Origin of the sequence: Rhodobacter maris, from assembly GCF_900217815.1 — a bacterium.
Taxonomy (GTDB): domain Bacteria; phylum Pseudomonadota; class Alphaproteobacteria; order Rhodobacterales; family Rhodobacteraceae; genus Rhodobacter; species Rhodobacter maris.
Map to the genome: position 1 here is coordinate 377583 of NZ_OBMT01000001.1, position 20166 is coordinate 397748.

At 64.2% G+C, this 20166-nt stretch carries 26 protein-coding genes; 9 read left to right on the plus strand and 17 right to left on the minus strand.

Going from position 1 to position 20166, the window contains the following annotated elements:
- Positions 1–32: 32 nt before the first annotated feature.
- A complete protein-coding gene (locus CRO22_RS01740; RefSeq protein WP_097068381.1) occupies positions 33–824 on the minus strand; it encodes a helix-turn-helix transcriptional regulator in 792 nt (263 codons plus the stop codon).
- Between the two features lie 122 nt (positions 825–946).
- On the opposite strand from CRO22_RS01740, the gene CRO22_RS01745 reads away from it, so the two are divergent.
- From CRO22_RS01745 to CRO22_RS01765, 5 genes are read left to right on the plus strand one after another with little or no spacing between them, the layout of a single operon-like run.
- Complete coding sequence (locus CRO22_RS01745) at positions 947–2074, plus strand: ABC transporter ATP-binding protein (RefSeq protein ID WP_097068382.1); 1128 nt, start codon at positions 947–949, stop codon at positions 2072–2074.
- Between the two features lie 24 nt (positions 2075–2098).
- Positions 2099–3253: an ABC transporter substrate-binding protein gene (locus tag CRO22_RS01750; protein ID WP_097068383.1), complete on the plus strand. Its 1155-nt coding sequence runs from the start codon at positions 2099–2101 to the stop codon at positions 3251–3253.
- 16 nt (positions 3254–3269) lie between these two features.
- A complete protein-coding gene (locus tag CRO22_RS01755) occupies positions 3270–4121 on the plus strand; it encodes an ABC transporter permease (RefSeq protein ID WP_097068846.1) in 852 nt (283 codons plus the stop codon).
- Positions 4122–4128: 7 nt separating this feature from the next.
- Positions 4129–4935 (plus strand): ABC transporter permease, encoded by an 807-nt coding sequence (locus tag CRO22_RS01760; RefSeq protein WP_097068384.1) that lies wholly within the window; start codon positions 4129–4131, stop codon positions 4933–4935.
- A gap of 10 nt (positions 4936–4945) precedes the next feature.
- Entirely contained in the window at positions 4946–5710 is a 765-nt protein-coding gene (locus CRO22_RS01765) for an SDR family NAD(P)-dependent oxidoreductase (RefSeq protein WP_097068385.1), read from the plus strand.
- 217 nt (positions 5711–5927) lie between these two features.
- Here CRO22_RS01765 and CRO22_RS01770 read toward each other — a convergent pair whose 3' ends face one another.
- Positions 5928–6257, minus strand: coding sequence for a TIGR02300 family protein (locus tag CRO22_RS01770; protein ID WP_097068386.1), 330 nt, complete (start codon positions 6255–6257; stop codon positions 5928–5930).
- A 104-nt stretch (positions 6258–6361) separates the two neighbouring features.
- Between CRO22_RS01770 and CRO22_RS01775 the strand changes: the two genes are divergently transcribed.
- Together CRO22_RS01775 and CRO22_RS01780 are read left to right on the plus strand one after the other, a co-directional pair.
- Entirely contained in the window at positions 6362–7084 is a 723-nt protein-coding gene (locus CRO22_RS01775) for a M48 family metallopeptidase (RefSeq protein WP_097068387.1), read from the plus strand.
- Between the two features lie 30 nt (positions 7085–7114).
- Positions 7115–7774 carry a GntR family transcriptional regulator gene (locus CRO22_RS01780; protein ID WP_097068388.1) on the plus strand — a complete coding sequence of 220 codons (660 nt, stop codon included), beginning with the start codon at positions 7115–7117 and terminating at the stop codon, positions 7772–7774.
- 33 nt (positions 7775–7807) lie between these two features.
- On the opposite strand, the gene CRO22_RS18770 is transcribed toward CRO22_RS01780, so the two are convergent.
- The 14 genes from CRO22_RS18770 to CRO22_RS01845 form a co-directional block, all read right to left on the minus strand.
- Positions 7808–7972 carry a hypothetical protein gene (locus CRO22_RS18770; protein ID WP_176518516.1) on the minus strand — a complete coding sequence of 55 codons (165 nt, stop codon included), beginning with the start codon at positions 7970–7972 and terminating at the stop codon, positions 7808–7810.
- A 195-nt stretch (positions 7973–8167) separates the two neighbouring features.
- Positions 8168–8947 carry a succinate dehydrogenase iron-sulfur subunit gene (locus tag CRO22_RS01785; RefSeq protein ID WP_097068389.1) on the minus strand — a complete coding sequence of 260 codons (780 nt, stop codon included), beginning with the start codon at positions 8945–8947 and terminating at the stop codon, positions 8168–8170.
- Between the two features lie 143 nt (positions 8948–9090).
- Complete coding sequence (sdhA, locus tag CRO22_RS01790) at positions 9091–10896, minus strand: succinate dehydrogenase flavoprotein subunit (RefSeq protein WP_097068390.1); 1806 nt, start codon at positions 10894–10896, stop codon at positions 9091–9093.
- 12 nt (positions 10897–10908) lie between these two features.
- Complete coding sequence (sdhD, locus tag CRO22_RS01795) at positions 10909–11310, minus strand: succinate dehydrogenase, hydrophobic membrane anchor protein (protein ID WP_097068391.1); 402 nt, start codon at positions 11308–11310, stop codon at positions 10909–10911.
- A gap of 10 nt (positions 11311–11320) precedes the next feature.
- Positions 11321–11719 carry a succinate dehydrogenase, cytochrome b556 subunit gene (gene sdhC / locus CRO22_RS01800; protein WP_097068392.1) on the minus strand — a complete coding sequence of 133 codons (399 nt, stop codon included), beginning with the start codon at positions 11717–11719 and terminating at the stop codon, positions 11321–11323.
- A gap of 290 nt (positions 11720–12009) precedes the next feature.
- On the minus strand, positions 12010–13047 hold the full coding sequence (locus CRO22_RS01805; RefSeq protein ID WP_097068393.1) for a MaoC family dehydratase: 1038 nt from the start codon (positions 13045–13047) through the stop codon (positions 12010–12012).
- A gap of 3 nt (positions 13048–13050) precedes the next feature.
- Positions 13051–13254, minus strand: a complete 204-nt coding sequence (locus tag CRO22_RS01810) for a DUF1737 domain-containing protein (RefSeq protein ID WP_176518517.1) — start codon at positions 13252–13254, stop codon at positions 13051–13053.
- Positions 13254–13805 carry an NnrU family protein gene (locus CRO22_RS01815; protein ID WP_097068394.1) on the minus strand — a complete coding sequence of 184 codons (552 nt, stop codon included), beginning with the start codon at positions 13803–13805 and terminating at the stop codon, positions 13254–13256. The genes CRO22_RS01810 and CRO22_RS01815 overlap by 1 nt, the downstream gene beginning before the upstream one ends.
- An 11-nt stretch (positions 13806–13816) precedes the next feature.
- Complete coding sequence (locus CRO22_RS01820; protein ID WP_097068395.1) at positions 13817–14686, minus strand: HpcH/HpaI aldolase/citrate lyase family protein; 870 nt, start codon at positions 14684–14686, stop codon at positions 13817–13819.
- Positions 14687–14898: 212 nt separating this feature from the next.
- Positions 14899–15456 carry a F0F1 ATP synthase subunit B gene (locus tag CRO22_RS01825; RefSeq protein WP_097068396.1) on the minus strand — a complete coding sequence of 186 codons (558 nt, stop codon included), beginning with the start codon at positions 15454–15456 and terminating at the stop codon, positions 14899–14901.
- A 4-nt stretch (positions 15457–15460) separates the two neighbouring features.
- Positions 15461–16021, minus strand: coding sequence for a F0F1 ATP synthase subunit B' (locus CRO22_RS01830; RefSeq protein WP_097068397.1), 561 nt, complete (start codon positions 16019–16021; stop codon positions 15461–15463).
- A 74-nt stretch (positions 16022–16095) separates the two neighbouring features.
- Positions 16096–16332 carry a F0F1 ATP synthase subunit C gene (locus CRO22_RS01835; RefSeq protein ID WP_013066486.1) on the minus strand — a complete coding sequence of 79 codons (237 nt, stop codon included), beginning with the start codon at positions 16330–16332 and terminating at the stop codon, positions 16096–16098.
- A 78-nt stretch (positions 16333–16410) separates the two neighbouring features.
- Positions 16411–17178: a F0F1 ATP synthase subunit A gene (locus CRO22_RS01840; protein WP_245860850.1), complete on the minus strand. Its 768-nt coding sequence runs from the start codon at positions 17176–17178 to the stop codon at positions 16411–16413.
- Positions 17179–17180: 2 nt separating this feature from the next.
- Positions 17181–17525 (minus strand): AtpZ/AtpI family protein, encoded by a 345-nt coding sequence (locus CRO22_RS01845; RefSeq protein ID WP_097068398.1) that lies wholly within the window; start codon positions 17523–17525, stop codon positions 17181–17183.
- Between the two features lie 212 nt (positions 17526–17737).
- Here CRO22_RS01845 and CRO22_RS01850 point away from each other — a divergent pair, with 212 nt between their 5' ends.
- Both CRO22_RS01850 and CRO22_RS01855 read left to right on the plus strand, forming a co-directional pair.
- Positions 17738–18085 (plus strand): ArsR/SmtB family transcription factor, encoded by a 348-nt coding sequence (locus CRO22_RS01850; protein WP_097068399.1) that lies wholly within the window; start codon positions 17738–17740, stop codon positions 18083–18085.
- A 95-nt stretch (positions 18086–18180) separates the two neighbouring features.
- Positions 18181–18684, plus strand: a complete 504-nt coding sequence (locus tag CRO22_RS01855) for an acyl-CoA thioesterase (protein ID WP_176518518.1) — start codon at positions 18181–18183, stop codon at positions 18682–18684.
- A gap of 85 nt (positions 18685–18769) precedes the next feature.
- Here the strand turns inward: CRO22_RS01855 and lpdA are convergent, their stop codons facing one another.
- Positions 18770–20158, minus strand: a complete 1389-nt coding sequence (gene lpdA / locus CRO22_RS01860) for a dihydrolipoyl dehydrogenase (RefSeq protein ID WP_097068400.1) — start codon at positions 20156–20158, stop codon at positions 18770–18772.
- Between the last annotated feature and the right edge of the window lie 8 nt (positions 20159–20166).

Below are 20166 nucleotides of genomic sequence, written 5' to 3' on the forward strand. Positions count from 1 at the left end.
CCCGGAGGGCTGAGGCAAGGCATGGATCGCCGTCACTCCAGATCGGCGAGCGCCTCGATGAAATGAGAAAACAGCTCCCCCTGCGAGCTGATCCGCAACTTGCTGTAGATATTGCGCTTGTGGATACGGACGGTTCCGGGGGAGATGTCGAGCGCCTGGCTGGTCGCCTCGGCCGAGTAGCCCTTGAGCGCGAATTCGACGATCTCGCGCTCGCGTGGCGTGAGCAAGTTGCGCCCGACATTCTGGAAGGCGCGTTCGATCAGTTCGGCCAGACGCGGCCCCTGCGACGGCACGGCCTCGGCGGCAAAGCGAGTCGCGAGCCCCTCCCAGTTGCGCCGCGCCGCCGCCGCGACGAACGGGAAAACCTCCTGCAACGCCTTGAATTCGCGCGCGGAAAAAACCCGGCTCTCGCGCATGGCCGAAATCACCACGCTCACCCCGCCCCCCACATCGACCAGAAAGCCGATCTCTTCGGCGAGTTCGGTCCGGATGTAATAATTGCGGAAGTATTCGCCCTGATAGAAGCGATCCGGCGCCAGATCGCGCAACCGCACCAGCCGTGGTGTCAAGGGCGCCATCGAGTTGAGATAGAACGGATCGAGCAGATAGGGCCCGGCCTGATAATCCGCCACCATCACCTGTCGCTTCCAGTCAGGGAACTCGTCATGCAGCGCGATAGGACGAAAATCCCTGTAATAAGCAAAGGTTACGCTGTGCTCGAAGGGCGTGACGCAGCGCAGCGCGGCCACCAGCGCAGGCGCGAAATCGGCGCTGCCGAGCGCCTCGACCACGCGCGCGGTGCAGGCGATCCATTCCCGTTCCATCCCTTCCCCTCTCTGCCGGTATGCTTTTTGTGATATATACAGGAAGGACAGTGTTGCTTACGATTTTTCCCAAAGCAAGGGATAGCCCGCCAAAGGGCTGACCGACAGGGAAAGACGATCGAATGACATATGCGACGGGTCATCACACCGTCAGCGCTGGCGCGGCCATTGCCGAATTCGTCAACACGAGCAAGCGCTACGGCGAGGTTCTGGCTGCCGACAGGCTGAACCTGCGGATCGAGAAGGGAGAGTTTCTCTCCTTCCTCGGCCCCTCGGGCTGCGGCAAGACCACGGCGCTGCGGATGCTTGCGGGCTTCGAGACGCCCACGGAAGGCACGATCCTGATCGACGGGCGGGAACTCGCCGCCGAGCCCGCCTATCGCCGCCCGGTCAATATGGTGTTCCAGCATTACGCGCTTTTTCCGCATATGACCGTGGCCGAAAACGTCGCCTACGGGTTGCGCCAGCGCCGCCCGAAGATGGCGAAGGCCGAGATCGCGACGCGCGTGGCCAAGGCGCTCGACACCGTTCGGCTCGGAGAGTTCGGGCCGCGGCGGATCTGGCAGATGTCGGGTGGCCAGCAGCAGCGCGTGGCACTCGCCCGCGCCATCGTCAACGAGCCGAAGATCCTGCTTCTGGACGAGCCGATGGCCGCCCTCGATGCAAAACTGCGCGCGGAGATGCAGATGGAGCTGCTCTCCCTGCAGCGCAGCCTTGGCATCACCTTCATTCTGGTCACTCATGACCAGCAGGAGGCGCTCTCGATGTCGGACCGGATCTGCATCATGGGCAAGGGCCGGATCATGCAGATCGGCACGCCACGCGAACTCTATGACCTGCCTGCAAATCGCTACGTCGCCGATTTCGTTGGCCGCGCCAATATCCTCCCCGCGCGGGTGCGTACGGCGAGCGAGGGGCGCGCGCAGGTCGAGCTGTCGGGCGGACTCGCCGTCGAGGTCACCGCGCCATTCGTTCCCACTCCGGGTGCGGCGGTCGAGGTGGCAGTCCGCCCGGAGGCGCTGCGGCTGGCGCTTGCGCCCGAGCCGGGCGTGCCCGCGCTTGCGGCCACAGTCACGCATATGACCTTCTTTGGTGAACATATCGAATACCTGCTCGCGCATCCGGTTCTCGGAGCTGTGCAGGTGATGCTGCCCAGACAGGCCGAAAGAGCACTGCCGGGCGCAGGTGTGGGGGCGCGCCTCCACATCCTCTGGGATCCGGGTTCCGGCCTGGTCCTGGGCCAGGACTGACCTCTCCAACAAGGGATCCGACACATGAAAAACGACGAGACGCCGATCACCCGGCAGAAGTTCATGGAAGAATTGCGCCGCTACCAGAAAGGCTCGGTCACGCGCCGCCACTTTCTGGGTGTGACCGGGCTCGGCACGGCAATGGCCGTTCTGGGCGGGGCCATGCCGATGCTGCACCCCGGCCGCGCTTTGGCCGGTGACATCGGCGACCGTGTCATCCTCGCCACCTGGCCGAACTACCACGACCCGGAAAACTTCGAGATCTTCCGCGAGCAGACGGGCGCTGCGGTGCAGGTCAATGTTTTCGGCTCGAACGAGGAAATGCTCGCCAAGCTGCAGGCGGGCGGATCGGGCTGGGATGTGTTCGTGCCGACGAACTACACCATCACTACCTATGTCGAGGCCGATCTGATCGAACCGCTCGACCTGTCGAAACTGCCCAATTACGACGCCTCTGCTTTCGAGGCGCGCTTTGCCGATGCGGGCACAGTGGGCGGCAAGCTCTATGCCGTGCCGAAAAACTGGGGCACCACGGGAATGTCGTGGGACTCGAGCAAGGCGAAGGCCCCCTTCACCAGCTGGAAAGAGTTTTTCGATGTCACGATGGGCGATTTCTCTGGTCGCACCATCGTGCATGATTATCAGCTCACCACCATCGGTAATGCGCTGAAATACTTCGGTTATTCCTTCAACTCGATCGACCCGAAGGAGCTTGCCGATGCCGAGAAACTGCTGATCGAGGTGAAGCCGCATCTCTTCGCCATCACGTCCGACTATCAACCGCCGATGCGCAATGGCGATGCCTGGCTTACCATGTGCTGGACCGGCGAGGGCAAACAGATGAACCGCGACATGCCCGAGATCCAGTTCGCGCTGGGCAAGGAGGGCGGCGAGATCTGGTCGGATTACTATGCCGTGCCGAAGAATGCGCCGCATCGCGAGGCCGCCTATGCGCTGATCAACTTCCTGATCGACCCGCAGGTGAATGCGCGCGAGGCGCTGGCGCATGGCTTCCCGGTGGCAGATGCGCGCGTCAATGCGCTTCTGCCCGAGGAGCTTCTGAACGATCCGATCCTGCATCCGGCAGCCGACTTGCTCGACGCGCTCGAATTCGGCGCGGCGGCAACGCTCACCGATCCGAACCGCGCCGAGCTGATGGCACGCTTCAAATCGGCGTAAGGAGGGGGCGATGGCGATCTCGCAACGCGCGGCGCGCGCGCTTCTGCTCGGCCCGGCAGGGCTCTGGTATGCGGGCCTTCTGGTCTTGCCGCTCGTTGTCGTCCTCGTCTATTCCTTTGGCGAAAGGGGGGCTGCGGGCGGTTACGCCCCGGCCTTCACCTTCGCGCAATATGCCAATCTCGGCGCGCGCTGGACGGCGTTTCAGAACACCCTCCTGCTCGCCCCCGCGGGCACGCTGGCGGCGCTTCTGATCGCCTATCCGCTCGCCTATTTCCTCGCCGTGCGGGTGCGCGAGCGCTGGCGTACGCTTCTGCTCGTGCTCGTGATCGTGCCGTTCTGGACCTCGATCCTCATTCGCAGCTACGCGTGGATCTTTTTGCTCGGGGGGCGCGGCATCCCGCATCTGCTGGCGGAACTCGGAATGGGCGACATCCGCCTCATCAACACACCCTTTGCCGTGCTTGTGGGCATTGTCTACGGTTATCTGCCGCTGATGGTCTTTCCGATCTATGTGAGCCTTGAAAAGCTCGACAAACGGCTTCTTGAGGCCGCGGGCGACCTTGGCGCACCGCCCTGGCGCAGCTTTCTGCAAATCACCCTGCCGCTCTCGCTGCCGGGCGTGGCCACCGGCTCGATGCTCGTCTTCATCCTGCTCATGGGGGAATATCTGATCCCGCAGATGCTCGGCGGCGGCAAGGTGTTCTTTGTCGGCAATGCGCTCGTCGATCTGTTCCTGCAATCGCGCAACTGGGCTTTCGGCTCGGCGATGTCGGTGACGCTCGTGGCCGTCATGCTCGTCACCGTCACGCTTTACATGCGCTTTCTCAAACGCATCGGCGCCGCGCGCGACGATGTCGGCCTGATGTGAGGGCGCGATGAGACTTTACGCCCTCGCCGTCTATGCCTTCCTCTATCTGCCGATTGGCATCATCGCGCTTTTCAGCTTTTCGGCCGGGCGCAACGCAAGCCAGATGCAGGGGTTTTCGACCCAATGGTATGGCCGCGCGCTTTCCAACCCCTTCGTGATCGACGCGCTAAAGACATCGGCCGGGATCGCGCTCACCTCCGCCGTGCTCGCCAGCGTCTTCGGCACGCTCGCGGCGCTGGCGCTTTCGGGCATGAAGGGGCGGTGGCGCGCGCTCTTCGATGCGCTGATCTACATCGCCGTGATGATCCCGGGCATCGTGATCGGCATCGCCACGCTGATCGCTCTCGTCACTGTCTTCAATGCCCTCAATCCCTGGCTCGCGGCCGCAACCGGCTGGCAACTCTCGATGGGGGCGGGCTCGCTGGTCGCCGCGCATGGGCTCTTCACCATGTCGCTTGTGATCATCCTCGTGCGCGCGCGGATCGAAGGGATGGACCGGGCGTTGATCGAGGCATCGTCAGATCTCGGCGCGGGGCCGCTCGCCACCTTCCGGCAGGTGACGTTGCCACTGCTGGCGCCGGCGATCCTTGCTGGGTTCCTGCTCAGCTTCACCTTCAGTTTCGATGATTTCATCATCGCCTTTTTCGTCGCAGGGTCGGAGACGACGCTGCCGATCTACATCTTCTCGTCGATCCGGCGCGGAGTGACACCTGAAATCAATGCCATCGGCACGATGGTGATGGCGGCTTCGCTTTTGATGCTGGTGATCGCGCAGCTCACCCTGCGCCGCGGCGGGACGCCCAAAGACCAATAGGAGACAGACTATGACGGGGTGCTTGCAGGGGCGCGTTGCGCTGGTGACGGCGGCGGGCTCGGGGATCGGCCGCGCGGGCGCGCTGGCGATGGCGCGCGAGGGGGCGACGGTCATTGTCACCGATCTGAGCGCGGAGCTTGCCGCCGCGACCGCAGAAGCGATCACCGCGGCGGGGGGCGCAGCCGAGGGGGTTGCGCTCGATGCGCGCGATGATGTGGCGATCGCGGAAGCGGTGACGGATGTGTTGGCCCGGCATGGCCGGATCGACGTGCTTCACTCCCATGCCGGGATCCAGATCCCCGGCAAGCTCGAAGAGGTGAGCGCCGCGCAGATGGACCTTGCCTGGGCGCTCAACGTGCGGGCGCATTTCGTGCTGGCGCAGGCGGTGGTGGTGCCGATGCGCGCGCAGGGCGGCGGCTCGGTGATCGTCACCGCCTCGAACTCGGGCTGTCAGTATGACCGCGGCATGATCTCCTATGCGACGACCAAGCATGCTGCGGTGGCGATGGTGCGGCAGATGGCGGCCGATTACGCGCGCGAGAACATCCGCTTCAACGCGCTCTGCCCCGGCTTTGTCGATACGCCTTTCAATGCCGGGTTCGAGCGGCAGATGGGCGGGCGGGCAGCGCTCGAAGCCTATGTGGCGGAAACGATCCCGATGGGGCGCTGGGCCAGCACCGCGGAGATCGCCGAAGGCATCGTCTATCTCGCCTCGGAGCGCTCCTCCTTCGTGACGGGGCTTGCGCTCGTCATCGACGGCGGCGAGATCCTCTGACAATTTCCTAAAAACAGCAGGTTCGGAACCTGCTTGGGGCACCCTGCCGGACCCTTTCGGGCGCGGGCGGCACGGCCCGCGGCGGCTGCAGCCCAAACCAGAGGGCGGGCGGAACCTCGGCCATAAGGGCGTGGAGGCGCCCTTCCTCTACACCTTAACCGGGCGCGAACACAGTTCACGCCCGGACCATGTCCCGGTCTCTCCGCGAGGTCGCGGATCAGCCCTCGTCTTCGCTGCCCGCGACATCTGCGATGTCGTCGAGCGAGACATTGTCGTCTTCGTCATCCTCGAGCAGATCGTCGTCAAGGTCCACGTCGCCGCCGTCTTCGTCCAGATCGTCGTCGGCCAGATCATCAACGTCGATTTCGGCCTCGCGCGGCGCCACCTTGTCGGCCACCATCACACGGCCGCGACCCGCCGCGCTCAGGCTTTCGAGCGTGAAGCTGTTGCCGCACACCGGGCAGGTCATCGGATCTTTCGTCAGATCGTAAAACCGGCTCGCGCAATGCGGGCAGAGGCGCTTGACGCCCCATTCCTCTTTCGGCATGGAAATCTCCTGGCAAGCTCTTAGGCACAGAGTCGCAGCCGATTGCCATAACCATTGCAGGGTGTCAAAGCCTTTTCGCGCCCATCGAGCGAAGCGTAACGAGAATGAGCGAAAGTCCGATCCTGCTGCCCGAACTCTCCGGCGTCGCGCTGCATCTGCGCCGCTCCGCCCGGGCGCGACGATTCTCGCTCCGGGTCAGCCGTATCGACGGCAGCGTGACGCTGACGTTGCCAGCGCGCGCGCGGCTCGCCGATGCGCTCGCCTTTGCCCGGTCCCAAAGCGCCTGGCTTCAAGCCGCGCTTGAAAAACTGCCGCAGCGCCACTGCCCCGGCTTCGGCGACAGCCTGCCCTTCGAGGGACGCCTGTTGCGCATCGAGGCGGCGGCAACACGCGCGCCGCGGGTCGAGGGCGACCGGCTGTTGGTGCCCCCGGGCGAGGAGCGGCTCGGCGCCCGGCTCGAGACCTTCCTCAAGCATTGCGCACGGCTGCGCCTGCAGGCGGCCTGCGAGCGGCACGCCCGCGCGCTCGGAAAACCGTTTCGGCGCATCACCCTGCGCGACACCCGCTCGCGCTGGGGCTCCTGCGCGGCGGATGGCTCGCTCAGCTTCTCCTGGCGGCTGATCATGGCCCCTCCCGAAGTGCTCGATTACGTCGCCGCTCATGAGGTGGCGCATCTGGCGGAGATGAACCATTCCCCCGCGTTCTGGGCGGTGGTGGCGCGGCTGATGCCCGATCATGCGCCGCACCGGGCCTGGCTGAAGCGGCATGGGGCGGAGCTGCAGGCAATCCGGCTGCGCCTGCGCGAGGGCGCGGCTGTGCCGCATTGACGGCGGAATGCTTTGTGATCACAAAGGCGCATGAGCGACACCAGGCCCCGACCCGCCCCGCGCCCGGCCGACACGGCCGCGCATGACCGGCTTTACCGCGCGCTGCGCCAGCAGATCCTGGTCGGCGAGCTCGGCCCCGGTCAGGCGCTGACGCTGCGGGGCCTGGGCAAGCAGTTCGGCCTTTCGATGACCCCGGTGCGCGAGGCCTTGCGGCGGCTTGTGGCGGAGGGAGCGCTGACGCTGTCCTCTTCCGGCCGGGTGGCGACGCCTGAGCTCACCAACGAGCGCATTGAGGAGCTTGCGGCCCTGCGCGCGCTGATCGAGCCGGAGCTTGCTTCCCGCGCATTGCCACGAGCCCATCTTGCGCTGATCGACCGGCTCTCGGCCATCAACACCGCCAATGCCGAAGCGGTGGCGAAACGCGATTCGGTGGCCTATATCCGCACCAATCTGGAGTTTCACCGCACGCTTTACCTGCGCGCGCAAGCTCCTGCGATGCTGGCGGTGCTGGAGACGGTCTGGCTGCAACTGGGGCCGACGATGCGCGACCTGTATGAGCGCGTGCCGCGGGTCGAGCCGCCCCGTCATCACCGGCTCATTCTCGCCGCGTTGCGCGCGGGGGACGAGCCGGGGTTGAGGCTGGCGGTACGCACCGATGTTACGCAGGGGCTACGCCATCTGATCGGCTAGAGACCCGAAAGCAGGCGCGAGCGCCAAACCGGCTCAGGCGGCGTAGTATTCGAACATTTGTTCGATCTCGGTTTCTTCGACCGCAGCCGCCGGGCCGCGCAGGGGCGTGTAATAGGCCCAAGCCGCTTCGAGGGCCGCCAGCGCTTCGGCTGCTTTGTCCTGTTCGGATTTCTTCCGGAAGGTAACGATCTTCGACATGAAACTCTCCTAGTTACGCAAGCCTCCCGGAGAGCCTTATAAGCGACATTCGGTCGCATCACCCCTGCTAATGCTGCAAATGCGGTATGCAATTTCTGCGCTGCGGCATTAACGGTAACACAAGCTTTTTGCAAACCTATGCGCCATGACAAAAGGCCCCGGCACTGCCGGGGCCTTTGCACGCGGCAAGCGCGCTCAGACGTGACGGCTGACCATCAGTTTCTTGATCTCGGCAATGGCTTTCGCCGGGTTCAGCCCTTTCGGGCAGGTCTTGGTGCAGTTCATGATCGTGTGGCAACGATAGAGCTTGAACGGGTCTTCGAGCGCATCGAGCCGTTCGCCCGTCGCCTCATCGCGGCTGTCGATGATCCAGCGATAGGCATGGAGCAGCGCCGCCGGGCCGAGGTAGCGATCCGAGTTCCACCAGTAGCTCGGGCAGGAGGTGGAGCAAGACGCGCACATCACGCATTCATAAAGCCCGTCGAGTTTCTTGCGATCCTCGATCGACTGGCGCCATTCCTTCTCGGGCCGGTTCGTCTTGGTTTGCAGGAACGGCATGATCGAGGCGTGCTGGGCGTAGAAATGCGTCAGATCGGGCACCAGATCCTTCACCACCGGCATATGCGGCAGCGGGTAGATGCGGACATCGCCTCTCACCTCATCGAGCCCGTAGATGCAGGCGAGCGTGTTGATGCCGTCGATGTTCATCGCGCAGGAGCCGCAGATCCCCTCGCGGCAGGAGCGCCGGAAGGTCAGCGTCGGGTCGATCTCGTTCTTGATCTTCAAAAGCGCATCAAGAACCATCGGGCCGCAGCGGTCCATGTCGAGGAAATAGGTGTCCACCCGCGGGTTTTCGCCGGTGTCCGGATCCCAGCGGTAGATCATGAACTTGCGGACGTTCTTCGCGCCCTCGGGCCGCGGCCAGGTCTTGCCGACGCGGATCTTCGAATTCTTGGGAAGCGTGAACTGAACCATGGTTTATCCCTTCCAGTCGGTTCGGGCGAGACACGGCCGCGTCGGCAGGCGGCCGCATTGGCAGGACAGAGGGCGGCCGGGCAGGCCCGCGCAAGCGGAGAGAGGCCCCGCCGCGCAAAGCGCATATGCACCGGCCCGCGCCATCAGAAGGTGCGCGCCTTGGGCGCGATCAGGCCAAGCGAGATGCCGCCTTCGGCTTCGGTGGTCAGCGGTTCGGTGATCACCGGACGATAGCTCAGATCGACCGTGTTGCCCTCGACACGCAGCACCGAATGCTTGCGCCAGCTGGCGTCGTCGCGCGTGGTGTGATCTTCCGAGGCATGGGCGCCGCGGCTCTCCTTGCGCGCCTCGGCGCCGACGATGGTGGCCAGCGCATTCGGCATCAGGTTGGTGAGTTCGAGCGTTTCCATCAGGTCGCTGTTCCAGATCAGCGAGCGGTCCGTGACCTTGAGGTCGGCCACTTTCGCGGCGATCTCGGTCATCTTCGCCTTGCCTTCCGCCAGCGTCTTGTCGGTGCGGAACACCGCCGCATCGGCCTGCATGGTGCGCTGCATCTCAAGGCGCAACTCGGCCGTGGGGATGCGCCCCTTGGCATGGCGCAGGCCGTCGAACCGGTCAAAGCACTTGTCGACCGAGGCCTGATTGTAGGCCGCCGGGCGGGCTTTCGGGTCGACCACCTCGCCCGCACGGATGGCGGCAGCGCGGCCGAACACGACAAGATCGATCAGCGAGTTGGAGCCGAGCCGGTTCGCCCCGTGCACCGAGGCGCACCCCGCCTCGCCCACGGCCATCAGGCCCGGTACGATCCCCGTCGGGTTCTCTGCGGTCGGGTTGAGCGCCTCGCCCCAGTAATTCGTCGGGATGCCGCCCATGTTGTAGTGCACGGTCGGCAGCACCGGGATCGGCTCCTTGGTGACATCGACGCCGGCAAAGATCTTTGCCGATTCCGAGATCCCCGGCAGCCGCTCGGCCAGAGCTTCCTTCGGCAGGTGGCTGAGGTTGAGGTGGATGTGATCCTTGTGCTCGCCCACGCCGCGGCCCTCGCGGATCTCGAGCGTCATGCAGCGCGAAACATAATCGCGCGGCGCGAGATCCTTGTAATGGGGCGCATAGCGTTCCATGAAGCGCTCGCCCTCGGCGTTGGTGAGGTAGCCGCCCTCTCCGCGCGCGCCCTCGGTGATCAGGCAACCCGAGCCATAGATCCCGGTCGGGTGGAACTGCACGAATTCCATGTCCTGCAGCGGCAGGCCCGCGCGCGCCACCATGCCACCCCCGTCGCCGGTGCAGGTGTGTGCCGAAGTGGCGGAGAAATAGGCGCGCCCATAGCCGCCCGTCGCCAGCACGACCATTTTCGCGTTGAAGACATGCATCGTGCCGTCATCGAGCTTCCAGCAGACCACGCCTTGACAGACGCCATCTTCCGACATGATCAGATCAAGCGCGAAATATTCGATGAAGAATTCCGCGTTGTTCTTGAGCGATTGGCCGTAAAGCGTGTGCAGGATCGCGTGACCGGTGCGGTCCGCTGCGGCGCAGGTGCGTTGCACCGGCGGGCCTTCGCCAAATTCGGTGGTATGGCCGCCGAACGGGCGCTGGTAGATCTTGCCCTCTTCGGTGCGCGAGAACGGCACGCCGTAATGCTCAAGCTCGTAAACCGCCGCCGGGGCGGAACGGGCGAGATATTCCATCGCATCGGTGTCGCCCAGCCAATCCGAGCCTTTCACCGTGTCATACATGTGCCACTGCCAGCTGTCCGGGCCCATGTTGCCAAGCGAGGCGGCGATGCCGCCCTGCGCGGCAACGGTATGCGAGCGGGTCGGGAAGACCTTGGTCACGCAGGCGGTGCGCAGCCCCTGTTCGGCCATGCCCAGCGTGGCCCGCAGGCCAGCGCCACCGGCACCGACCACCACGACGTCGTAGTTATGCGTCTCGTAAGTGTAGGAAGCCATCTGTCCTGCCTCTTATTGGTTCAGCATCTGCGCGGCGGTGCTCATGAACACCATCTTGCCCAGCGCATAAAGCACCATCGCCGTGACCAGGTAGGACAGCGAATAAACGGTGATCACCAGCGCCTTGCGCACAGTGCCGGCGGTGTAATCCTCCAGCATCACCTGCGCCCCCTTGGCGAAGTGACGCATGCCCACCAGCGTGACGAGCCCGGTCAGGATCGCCGGGAACGGGCGCGAGAAATGGGCGATCACCTCTGCCTGCGTGCCGCCGATGGCGGAGCCGAAGACGAAGACGAAGACGGGCACGAGAAAGGCCAGCGCGACGGAAGACATCGTCATCCACCAGAAATGCTCGGTGCCGGAGCCCGAAGCCCCCTTGCCGACGGCGCGTTTGCGATCGGTCAGATAGCGCATGGGAACCTCCTCAGACGATCCAGAGAACGATGAGCGTGAACAGAGTCAGCCCGGTGGCGCCGTAGAACGCGCCCCAGCCGAGCTTCTCGGCGGTCTCGATGTCGAGGCCGCGCCCGCTGTCCCACCACAGGTGCCGCAGGCCGGTCAGATAGTGATACCACATCGACCAGGCCATGCCGGCAAAAATCAGCCAGCCGATCCAGGAGGTGACGATCCAGTTGACGAAAGCGAAATGGCCGGGGCTCGAAACCGCGGCGATGAGCCACCAGGCGCCCAGCAGGAAACCCGCAATCAGCGCGTTGCCGGTGGCGCGCGTCATGATCGAGCTCATCGATGTCATTTGAACGCGGTAATAGGGGCCGATCATGAAGGGGGAAAGGGGTCGCTCGACCCGTTTCGTTTCAGCCATTGGAGAACCCTCTGTGCTGGGCCGCCTGCGACTGGACCCGTGAAGGAGGCGCGGGCGGGTTGGCCGGAATTATGTATTTTCCTTAGGCCGATCCGGCGCCCAAGTCACCTGTCCAGATCAAAAAATCCTTTCGCAAATGCAAAAAAATCGGTGAAAGGCGGTTTTGTGATCACAAAGCCTCGCGGCGGGCGCGGAGGTTGAGCGCAAACATTCAAATCCCTGTCCGCATCGCGCAAAGCAAAGGGCGGCGCCTGTGCGCCGCCCCGCAAAGCGCCCGAGTCGCCCGCGATTCAGAGCGGCATCAGCGCCCAGTAATCGAGATCGAGCAGCACCTCGGGGAGGTATTTGCCATCGTCGCCTTTGAGCGCGAAAGGCGTCGCGCCCTGCTTGGTCGCGACGAGCCGCAGCCGGATCGCGCCCACGCCCGGCGCGTCCGTTTCAGCCTTGTCGAGCACCTCGGACCAGGCCTTGACCGTATCCCCCGCAAAACAGGGGTTGGCATGCGCACCGCCATTGAGCGCGACGATCATCTGCGCATTGGCCAGCCCGTTGAACGAAAGCGCCCGCGCCATCGAGATCACATGGCCGCCATAGATCAGCCGCTTGCCATCCTCGCGGAAGGTGGCGTCGAAATGCACCTTGGCGGTGTTCTGCCACAGCCGGGTGGCGAGCATGTGCTCGGCCTCCTCGATCGTCACGCCATCGACATGGTCGATCTTCTCGCCAATCTCGTAATCCGAGAGCCGATGCGGCTCGCCCGCCAGCGTGAAATCGTAATCCTCGAACGTCAGCCCCTCGGGGATCACCAGATCCTCGACCGGCACCACCTTGCGCAGTTCGGGGAGCACCGGCGCGGGCGCGGGGCTTGCGGCGTCGCGTTTGCGCACCATCACCCAGCGCACATAGTCGAGCACGATCTCTCCGTTCTGGTTGAGGCCCTGCGTGCGCACATAGACATTGCCCGACTTGCCGTTCGAGTTCTCCTTCACCCCGATCACTTCGGAGACGGAGCGCAAAGTGTCGCCCGGATAGACGGGCAGGAGCCAGCGCCCCTCGGCATAGCCGAGGTTGGCGACGGCATTGAGCGAGACATCGGGCACGGTCTTGCCAAAGACGACATGGAAGGCCGCAAGGTCATCGAGCGGCGAGCCGTCAAGCCCGCATTCGGCAGCGAAGACATCGCTCGAATAGAGCGCATGCCGGGCCGGATAGAGCGCGTGGTAAAGTGCGCGCTCCCCCTCGGCGATGGTGCGCGGCACGGCGTGCTCGATCACCTGCCCCACCGCGTAATCCTCGAAAAACCGGCCCGGATTCGTCTTCGTCGCCATGTTTTAAAGCTCTCCCAGTTTCAGATCGGGGTGATAGTCGCCCTCCACTTCCTTCACCACGGCCTGGGCGCAGCGCATCACGCCGCGCGCGGCGTCAAAGGCGTAGCTCGGGCTGCCATGCAGCGCCCAGCCCTTCGCGAGCGCGAGCGAGACCTTGTGGCAGAAGGCCGAGGTGTCGTCCTCGGTCAAAAGACGATAGGCCAGCATCAGTAATTCCCCATGAAGGGGCTGTGGCCCAGAAGGATATGCACCCAGGCGATCAGTCCGTAAACGAGCCCGGTGCCGATAAGGTTTTTCAGATCGCCTGTCCATTTGCCGGGTTTGGGGCGTTTCCAGGGGCCAGCGCGGTTGATCAGCACCATTTCCGCCACGGCCCAGAGCCCGAGACTGCCGAAGAGCACGAGCGACGAGAGATCGCCGTTCACCAGCAGGTGGGCCGCCGACCAGAGCACCATGCCGGTGAGCATCGGATGGCGCAGCTTGCCGATCAGCACCGAGCGCGATCCGCTCACGCCAAAAAGATAAAGCGAAATCAGCATGATCAGGTTGTTGGCATGGCCCATGCCGGGGAGCGGGTCATAAACCGGCACCACCGGCGCCAGCCGGTAGCCGATCACCATCAAAACGACCCCCACCAGCACGAAACCCGCAACCATCCCCTTCACTTGCGGCATCAGCATCAGATGCTTTCGTGGCGCGAGGCGCTTGAACATGTGCGGCAGCACCCAGAGCAGGATGCCCAAAATGAGAATCGTCATGGCCGTGTCCCTCAGTTGGCGAGCGCGACAATCGCCTCCGCCTTCGCGAGGACTTGCCGCGCGGTCACGATATGCAGGTTTTCAACGATCTTACCATCCACAACCGCAACGCCGAGGCCCTGTGCCTGCGCCTCCTCAAAGGCGGCGATCTGGCGGCGGGCGAGGTCGATTTCGGCCTCCGAGGGGGCAAAGGCCGCATTGGCAATCTCGAGCTGCGCGGGGTGGATCAGGGTCTTGCCGTCAAAGCCCATGTCACGGCCCTGATCGCATTCGACCTTCAGCCCCGCCTCGTCCTTGAAGGCGTTGTAGACGCCGTCGACGATGATCCGGCCATAGGTTTTCGCGGCGAGCAGGCAGAGCCCGAGCCCGGTGACGAGCGGCAACCGGTCGGCGCGGAAGCGGCTTTGCAGTTCTTTGGCGAGGTCATTCGTGCCCATCACCATGCCTTCGAGCCGCGGATGGGCAGCAATCTCGGCGGCGTTGAGCATGCCCATCGCGGTTTCCATCATCGCCCAGAGCGGCACGCCGTTGATCAGGTTCGCCACCGCATCGAGATCCCCCTTCATCGACACTTTGGGGATCAGGATCGCGTCGATCTTCGCGCCCGCATGCACCGCCTCGGCCATGGCGAGCACATCGTCCCTGCCCCATGGGGTGTCGAGCCCGTTCACCCGCACGATCCGCGCGCGAGAGCCGTAATCGGCCTCGGTCAAGGCCTTGATCAGCGTGGCACGGGCATTAACCTTTTCCTCCACTGCCACCGCATCTTCGAGATCGAAGATGATCGCGTCACAGGCGAGCGTGGCGGCCTTTTCCAGCGCGCGGTCCTTGGAACCGGGGATATAGAGCACCGAGCGATAAGGGCGGGCGGCGGCGGTCATGATTCTCTCCTCGAAACAATCTTGCGCCAAAGAACATGAGGCAGACACATTCGGCAAGTCCTGATTTGCCGCAGCGCAGAATGGCGGTATCGGAGCGGGGCGGAGCCCCCGCACGGGCCGCCTCGCCAAAGCGAGGCGAAAGACAGCACGTTGAGAATAGCAGAAACCCGGCACGAGGCCGGGTTTCTGGATCTTATCTGGACCGGATCGGCTCAGTTCAGGCGCGTTTCCACGTCGCCAATCGCCTTGTCGATCAGACCGGCCTGCTCCGAAGCCGACATCTGTTTCGCCAGAACTTCGCCCGCAGCGGCAACAGCCACCAGCACGGCGCGGTCCTTGACTTCCTTCAGCGCCGCGGCTTCCGCCGAGGTGATCCGGTCTTCGGCCGCTTTCAGGCGGCGTTCGATCGCCACCTTCAGATCGTCCTTGGCCTGATCGGCTGCAAGCTGCGCATCGCGCTTCGCCGCCACCACGATCTCTTCGGCCTGGGCCTGCACTTCGCGCGCCTTGCGCTCGTAAGAGGCGAGGATCGTCTGCGCTTCTTCGCGCAGCGCCCGGGCCTCTTCGAGCTCGGAGCGGATGCCCGCCGCGCGCTTGTCGAGCATGCCCGCCAGCTTCGAGGGCACCTTCACTTTAAGCAACACGCCGATGAAGATCAGGAACGCCACCAAGATGACGAAATGCGCGTTGCGCAGCGAGAAGAATGGCCCTTCGGAGGCGAAAGCCGGCGAGGCCGAAAGGGTCACGAGCAGGAACATCAGTTTCTTCATCGTGTTACCCTTTCACCCGCGCATCAACCGCCGCGCCCAGCGCCTTGGCATCCGCCTTGCCACCGAGCGCCACGACGATTTCCGCCGCCGTCTCGGCGGCAACCGCCTGCACCGCCTCGAGCGCACCGGCGCGGATCTCGTCGATCGCGACTTCCGATTGCGCCACACGTGCGGCGATTTCCGCATCGGCCTTGGCCGTCGCGGCGTCGAGCTCTTTCTGGATCTCGGCCCGGGTCTCGGCGATGATCTTTTGCGCTTGCGCGCGAGCATCGGCGAGCGCCTTGGCATAGGCCGCTTCCGCGTCCTTGGCCTTGAGCTTGTATTCCTCGGCCGCCGCCAGATCGCCCGAGATGGTCCCCTGACGGTCCGCCAGCACCGAGGCGATGCGCGGCAGCGCAATCCGCGTCAGCAACCAGTAGATGACGCCGAGCGACACCAGAAGCCAGAAGATCTGGTTCGGGAAGGTCGAGAAGTCGAGCTGCGGCATCCCGCCTTTTTCTGCGGCTTCGGCGGCATGACCGGCGACAGCGGCAGCGGCGTCGACCGCCTGTGTTTCGTTTGCCATGTCGTCCCCCTGGACCCCTCAGTTACCGGGCGGGCGTGTGCCGCCCACCCGACCGCAAGGATGAGGTAGTGGGATCAGACGGCGAACATCAGCAGAAGCGCGACGAGGAACGAGAAGATCCCCAGCGCTTCGGCGAACGCGATACCGATGAACATGGTGGCGGTTTGCGAGGCAGCCGCCGAGGGGTTGCGCAGCGCGCCCGAGATGAAGTTGCCCACGACGTGGCCCACACCGACGGCAGCGCCGCCCATGCCGGTGCACGCGAGGCCGGCACCGATGTAGGCACCCATTTGAACGATATCGCCTTCCATGATCGACACTCCTTGAGGTTGGAATTGGCTAGATAGGTTGAAGACTTGTGATTTACCCAAGGGCGCGGCTGCGGGGGCTCAGTGGCCCGGATGCAGCGCGTCCTTCAGGTAAACGCAGGTCAGGATGGTGAAGACATAGGCCTGCACGAAGGCCACCAGCGTCTCAAGCGCATACATGGCGGTGATCGCGAGGACCGAGAGCGGCGTGACGGCAATGCCGACGGCCGAAACGAGGATCAGCGGCGCAAAGGCGGCAAACACTTCCATCACGGCGTGGCCGGCCATCATGTTGCCCGCAAGCCGGATGGAGTGGCTGACGGGGCGCACGAAGTAGGAGATCACTTCGATCAGCGCCAGAAGCGGGCGCAGCGCGAGCGGCGCGGAGGTGATCCAGAACAGGCCGAGGAAGCCCGCGCCGTGCTTGACAAAGCCAAGGATCGTCACGCCAAGGAACACCGCAATCGCCATCAGCCCGGTCACCGCAATATGCGAGGTGGGGGTGAAGGCCATCGGGATCAGGCCAAGGAAGTTCGAGAAGACGATGAACAGGAACAGCGTGAAGATATAGGGGAAATACTTCAGCCCGTCCTTGCCCGCGACGTCTTCGACCATCTTGTGCACGAAGCCATAAGCGAGTTCGGCAACCGACTGCACCCGGCTCGGCACCACGGCGCGACCGCGCGTGCCCACCACGAGCAACAGCGTGATCGCCAGAATGCCGATGAACATCCACAGCGTCACGTTGGTGGGGGTGTACCAGTGGATCGGACCATCGCCGAACAGCGGATGGATCTTGAACGGTTCCATCGGGTGGAACACAAGGCCGGTGCCAGCTTCTTCTGCCACGACTATTTCCCCTCTTTGCCAGCGGACTGGGCCGCCGCCTGTGCCTTTGTCATCTCGTCGGCGGAGCGCAGCATCACCTTCACGCCCGCCGCAAAGCCGAGGAAGATGAACACCAGCATCAGAAAAGGCTTGGTGCCAAGAATGGCGTCGAGCCCGTAACCGATACCGAAGCCGATCCCCAGCCCCGCAATCAGATCGATGATCATCCGGTAGCCCATCTCGGCCATCCGAAAATCACCCGTTGCCGCAGGTTTGGGCGTGGCTTCTTCCTTGCGCAGCGTCGCAAGGCGTTTTTCCAGCGCCGCGAGGCGCTCGGGATCGGGTTCTTCCGAAACTGGATCCGACATGAGACGCCCCCCGCAGGTTGAGGTTTGTCTAACCATGAGAGGCCCCTGAGTCAACGCCGTTGGGTCGCGGGTTGGCACGTTGCAAGCGCATGATTTTGTTGATCTTCGAGTCATTCGCGCGATGAGGCGCGCTGGCGTTAGCGCAATCTCGCTGCGCGCGCATATTCAACCGATCGGTTGACGTTTTCGGGGCGCGCGCGCATTCTGCCGCCATGATTGCCCCGCCCAGCCCCGCTCTCGATGCCGTTTTTGCCGCGCTGGCAGACCCGACCCGGCGGACGATCCTCACCATGCTTCTTGAAGACGACATGGCGGTAACCGATGTGGCCGAGCCCTTTGCCATGTCGCTTGCGGCAATCTCGAAGCATCTGGCGATCCTCGCGGAGGCCGGGCTGATCAGTCAGGAAAAGCGTGGCCGTGTGAAATGGTGCAAGCTCGAGCCCGCGGCGATGGAGGGGGCGATCACCTGGATCCAGAGTTTTGGCCAGTTCGAGCCGCTCGACCTCGACGCGTTCGAGCGCTTTCTCGAGGCCGAACTGGGGCCGGGCGAGGCGGGCTGAGCGCGCGCTTGGTCGCAGGAGCGCGCCCCGGATCGGGCGTGGTATCCGGCGAGCAAAACCGTTAGTCAGGGGCAGGATTTCCGTTGGAGAGCGCCATGACCAACACGATCGCCGAAGCCGAGCGCAAGACGCTCGAGATGACCGTCCTGATGACACCGGATCTCGCCAATTTCTCCGGCAAGGTGCATGGGGGCGCGCTTCTGAACTGGCTGGACCGCGTCGCCTTCTCGCTCGCCTCGCGCTATTCGGGCCGCTATGCGGTGACGATCTCGGTGGACCAGGTGATCTTCAAGGAGCCGATCCATGTGGGCGAATTGGTGCGGTTTCGCGCCAGCGTGAACCATACCGGGCGCTCCTCGATGGAAATCGGCATCCGGGTCGAGGCGGAAAACATCCGCGAGGGCACGCGGCGCCACACCAACAGCTGCTATTTCACCATGGTGGCGGTGGATGAGGCGGGCAAAACCGTGCCGGTTCCGCCTCTGGAGCCTGCGACCGAAACCGAAAAACTGCGCTGGAAGGCTGCGGAATTGCGCAAGGCGCTGCGCCGCGAGCACGAGCAGCAGATGGACGCGGCGGCCCTCGGCAAATCCGAATAAGCGCACATCTTCGCTGAACCTGCAGGGGGTCCGGGGGGCGCAGCCCCCCGGCGGGTCGCGCCCCGCGCAAGCGGGGCGAAACCAGTCAGGCGTGGATCGCGCCATCTCCGCAAGCAAGGGCTGCCTCGCGCACCGCTTCCGAATAGGTCGGGTGGGCATGGCAGGTCAGCGCCACATCCTGCGCCGAGGCGCCGAATTCCATCGCCACGCAGATCTCGTGGATCATGTCGCCCGCGCCGGGGCCGATGATGTGACAGCCGAGAATCCGGTCCGTTGCCGCATCGGCAAGGATCTTCACGAAACCATCGGCCTGGAACACCGCCTTGGCGCGGCCATTGCCCATGAAGGAGAATTTGCCAACCTTGTAGGCGCGGCCTTCCTGTTTCAGGGTTTCCTCGGTCTTGCCGACCGAAGCGACCTCGGGCGTGGTGTAGATCACGCCGGGGATGACGTCGTAATTCACATGGCCATGCTTGCCCGCGATCACCTCGGCCACGGCCATGCCCTCGTCTTCCGCCTTGTGCGCCAGCATCGGGCCCACGATCGCATCGCCAATCGCATAGATGCCGGGAACGGAGGTCGCCCAGTGGCTGTCGGTCTTCACCTGCCCGCGCGGCAGCATCTCGACGCCGAGCGCTTCCAGCCCGAGCCCGCCGGTGAAGGGCTTGCGCCCGGTCGCCACCAGCACCACCTCGGCCTCGATCTCATGCGTGCTCTCGTCCTTGCGCAGCGCATATTTCACCGTGGCCTTGCCTTTGGTCTTCTCGACCCCGCTAACGGCGGCGCCGAGCACGAATTTAAGGCCATGTTTGGCAAGGATCTTCTGCAGCCCCTTGGCCACCTCGCCATCCATGCCGGGGGTGATCGCATCAAGATATTCGACCACCGTCACCTCGGCGCCGAGGCGACGGTAAACCGAGCCAAGCTCAAGCCCGATCACGCCCGCGCCGATCACCACCATCGATTTTGGCACTTTCGGCAGACTGAGCGCGCCGGTGGAGGTGACGACCATCTGCTCGTCGATCTCGATGCCCGGCAGGCTCGCGGCCTCCGACCCGGTGGCAATGACGATGCTTTTGGCCGAATGCACCTCTTCACCCACCTTCACCTGACCGGGCGCCGGGATCGAGCCCCAGCCCTGCAGGTAGGTGACCTTGTTCTTTTTGAACAGGAACTCGATGCCCTTGGTGTTCCCGTCGATGACATCCTGCTTGTAGGATTGCATCTTTGCCCAATCGACCTTCACCTTGGCGCCCATCAGCCCCATTTTCTCGAAGTTTTCATGCACTTCGTGAAGTTCGTGGGTGGCATGCAGCAGCGCCTTGGAGGGGATGCAGCCCACGTTGAGGCAGGTGCCGCCAAGGCTGCCGCGCCCCTCGACACAGGCGGTTTTCAGGCCCAGTTGCGCGCAGCGGATCGCACAGACATAGCCGCCCGGGCCGCCGCCGATGATGATCACGTCGAAGTCTGCCATGGTCATTC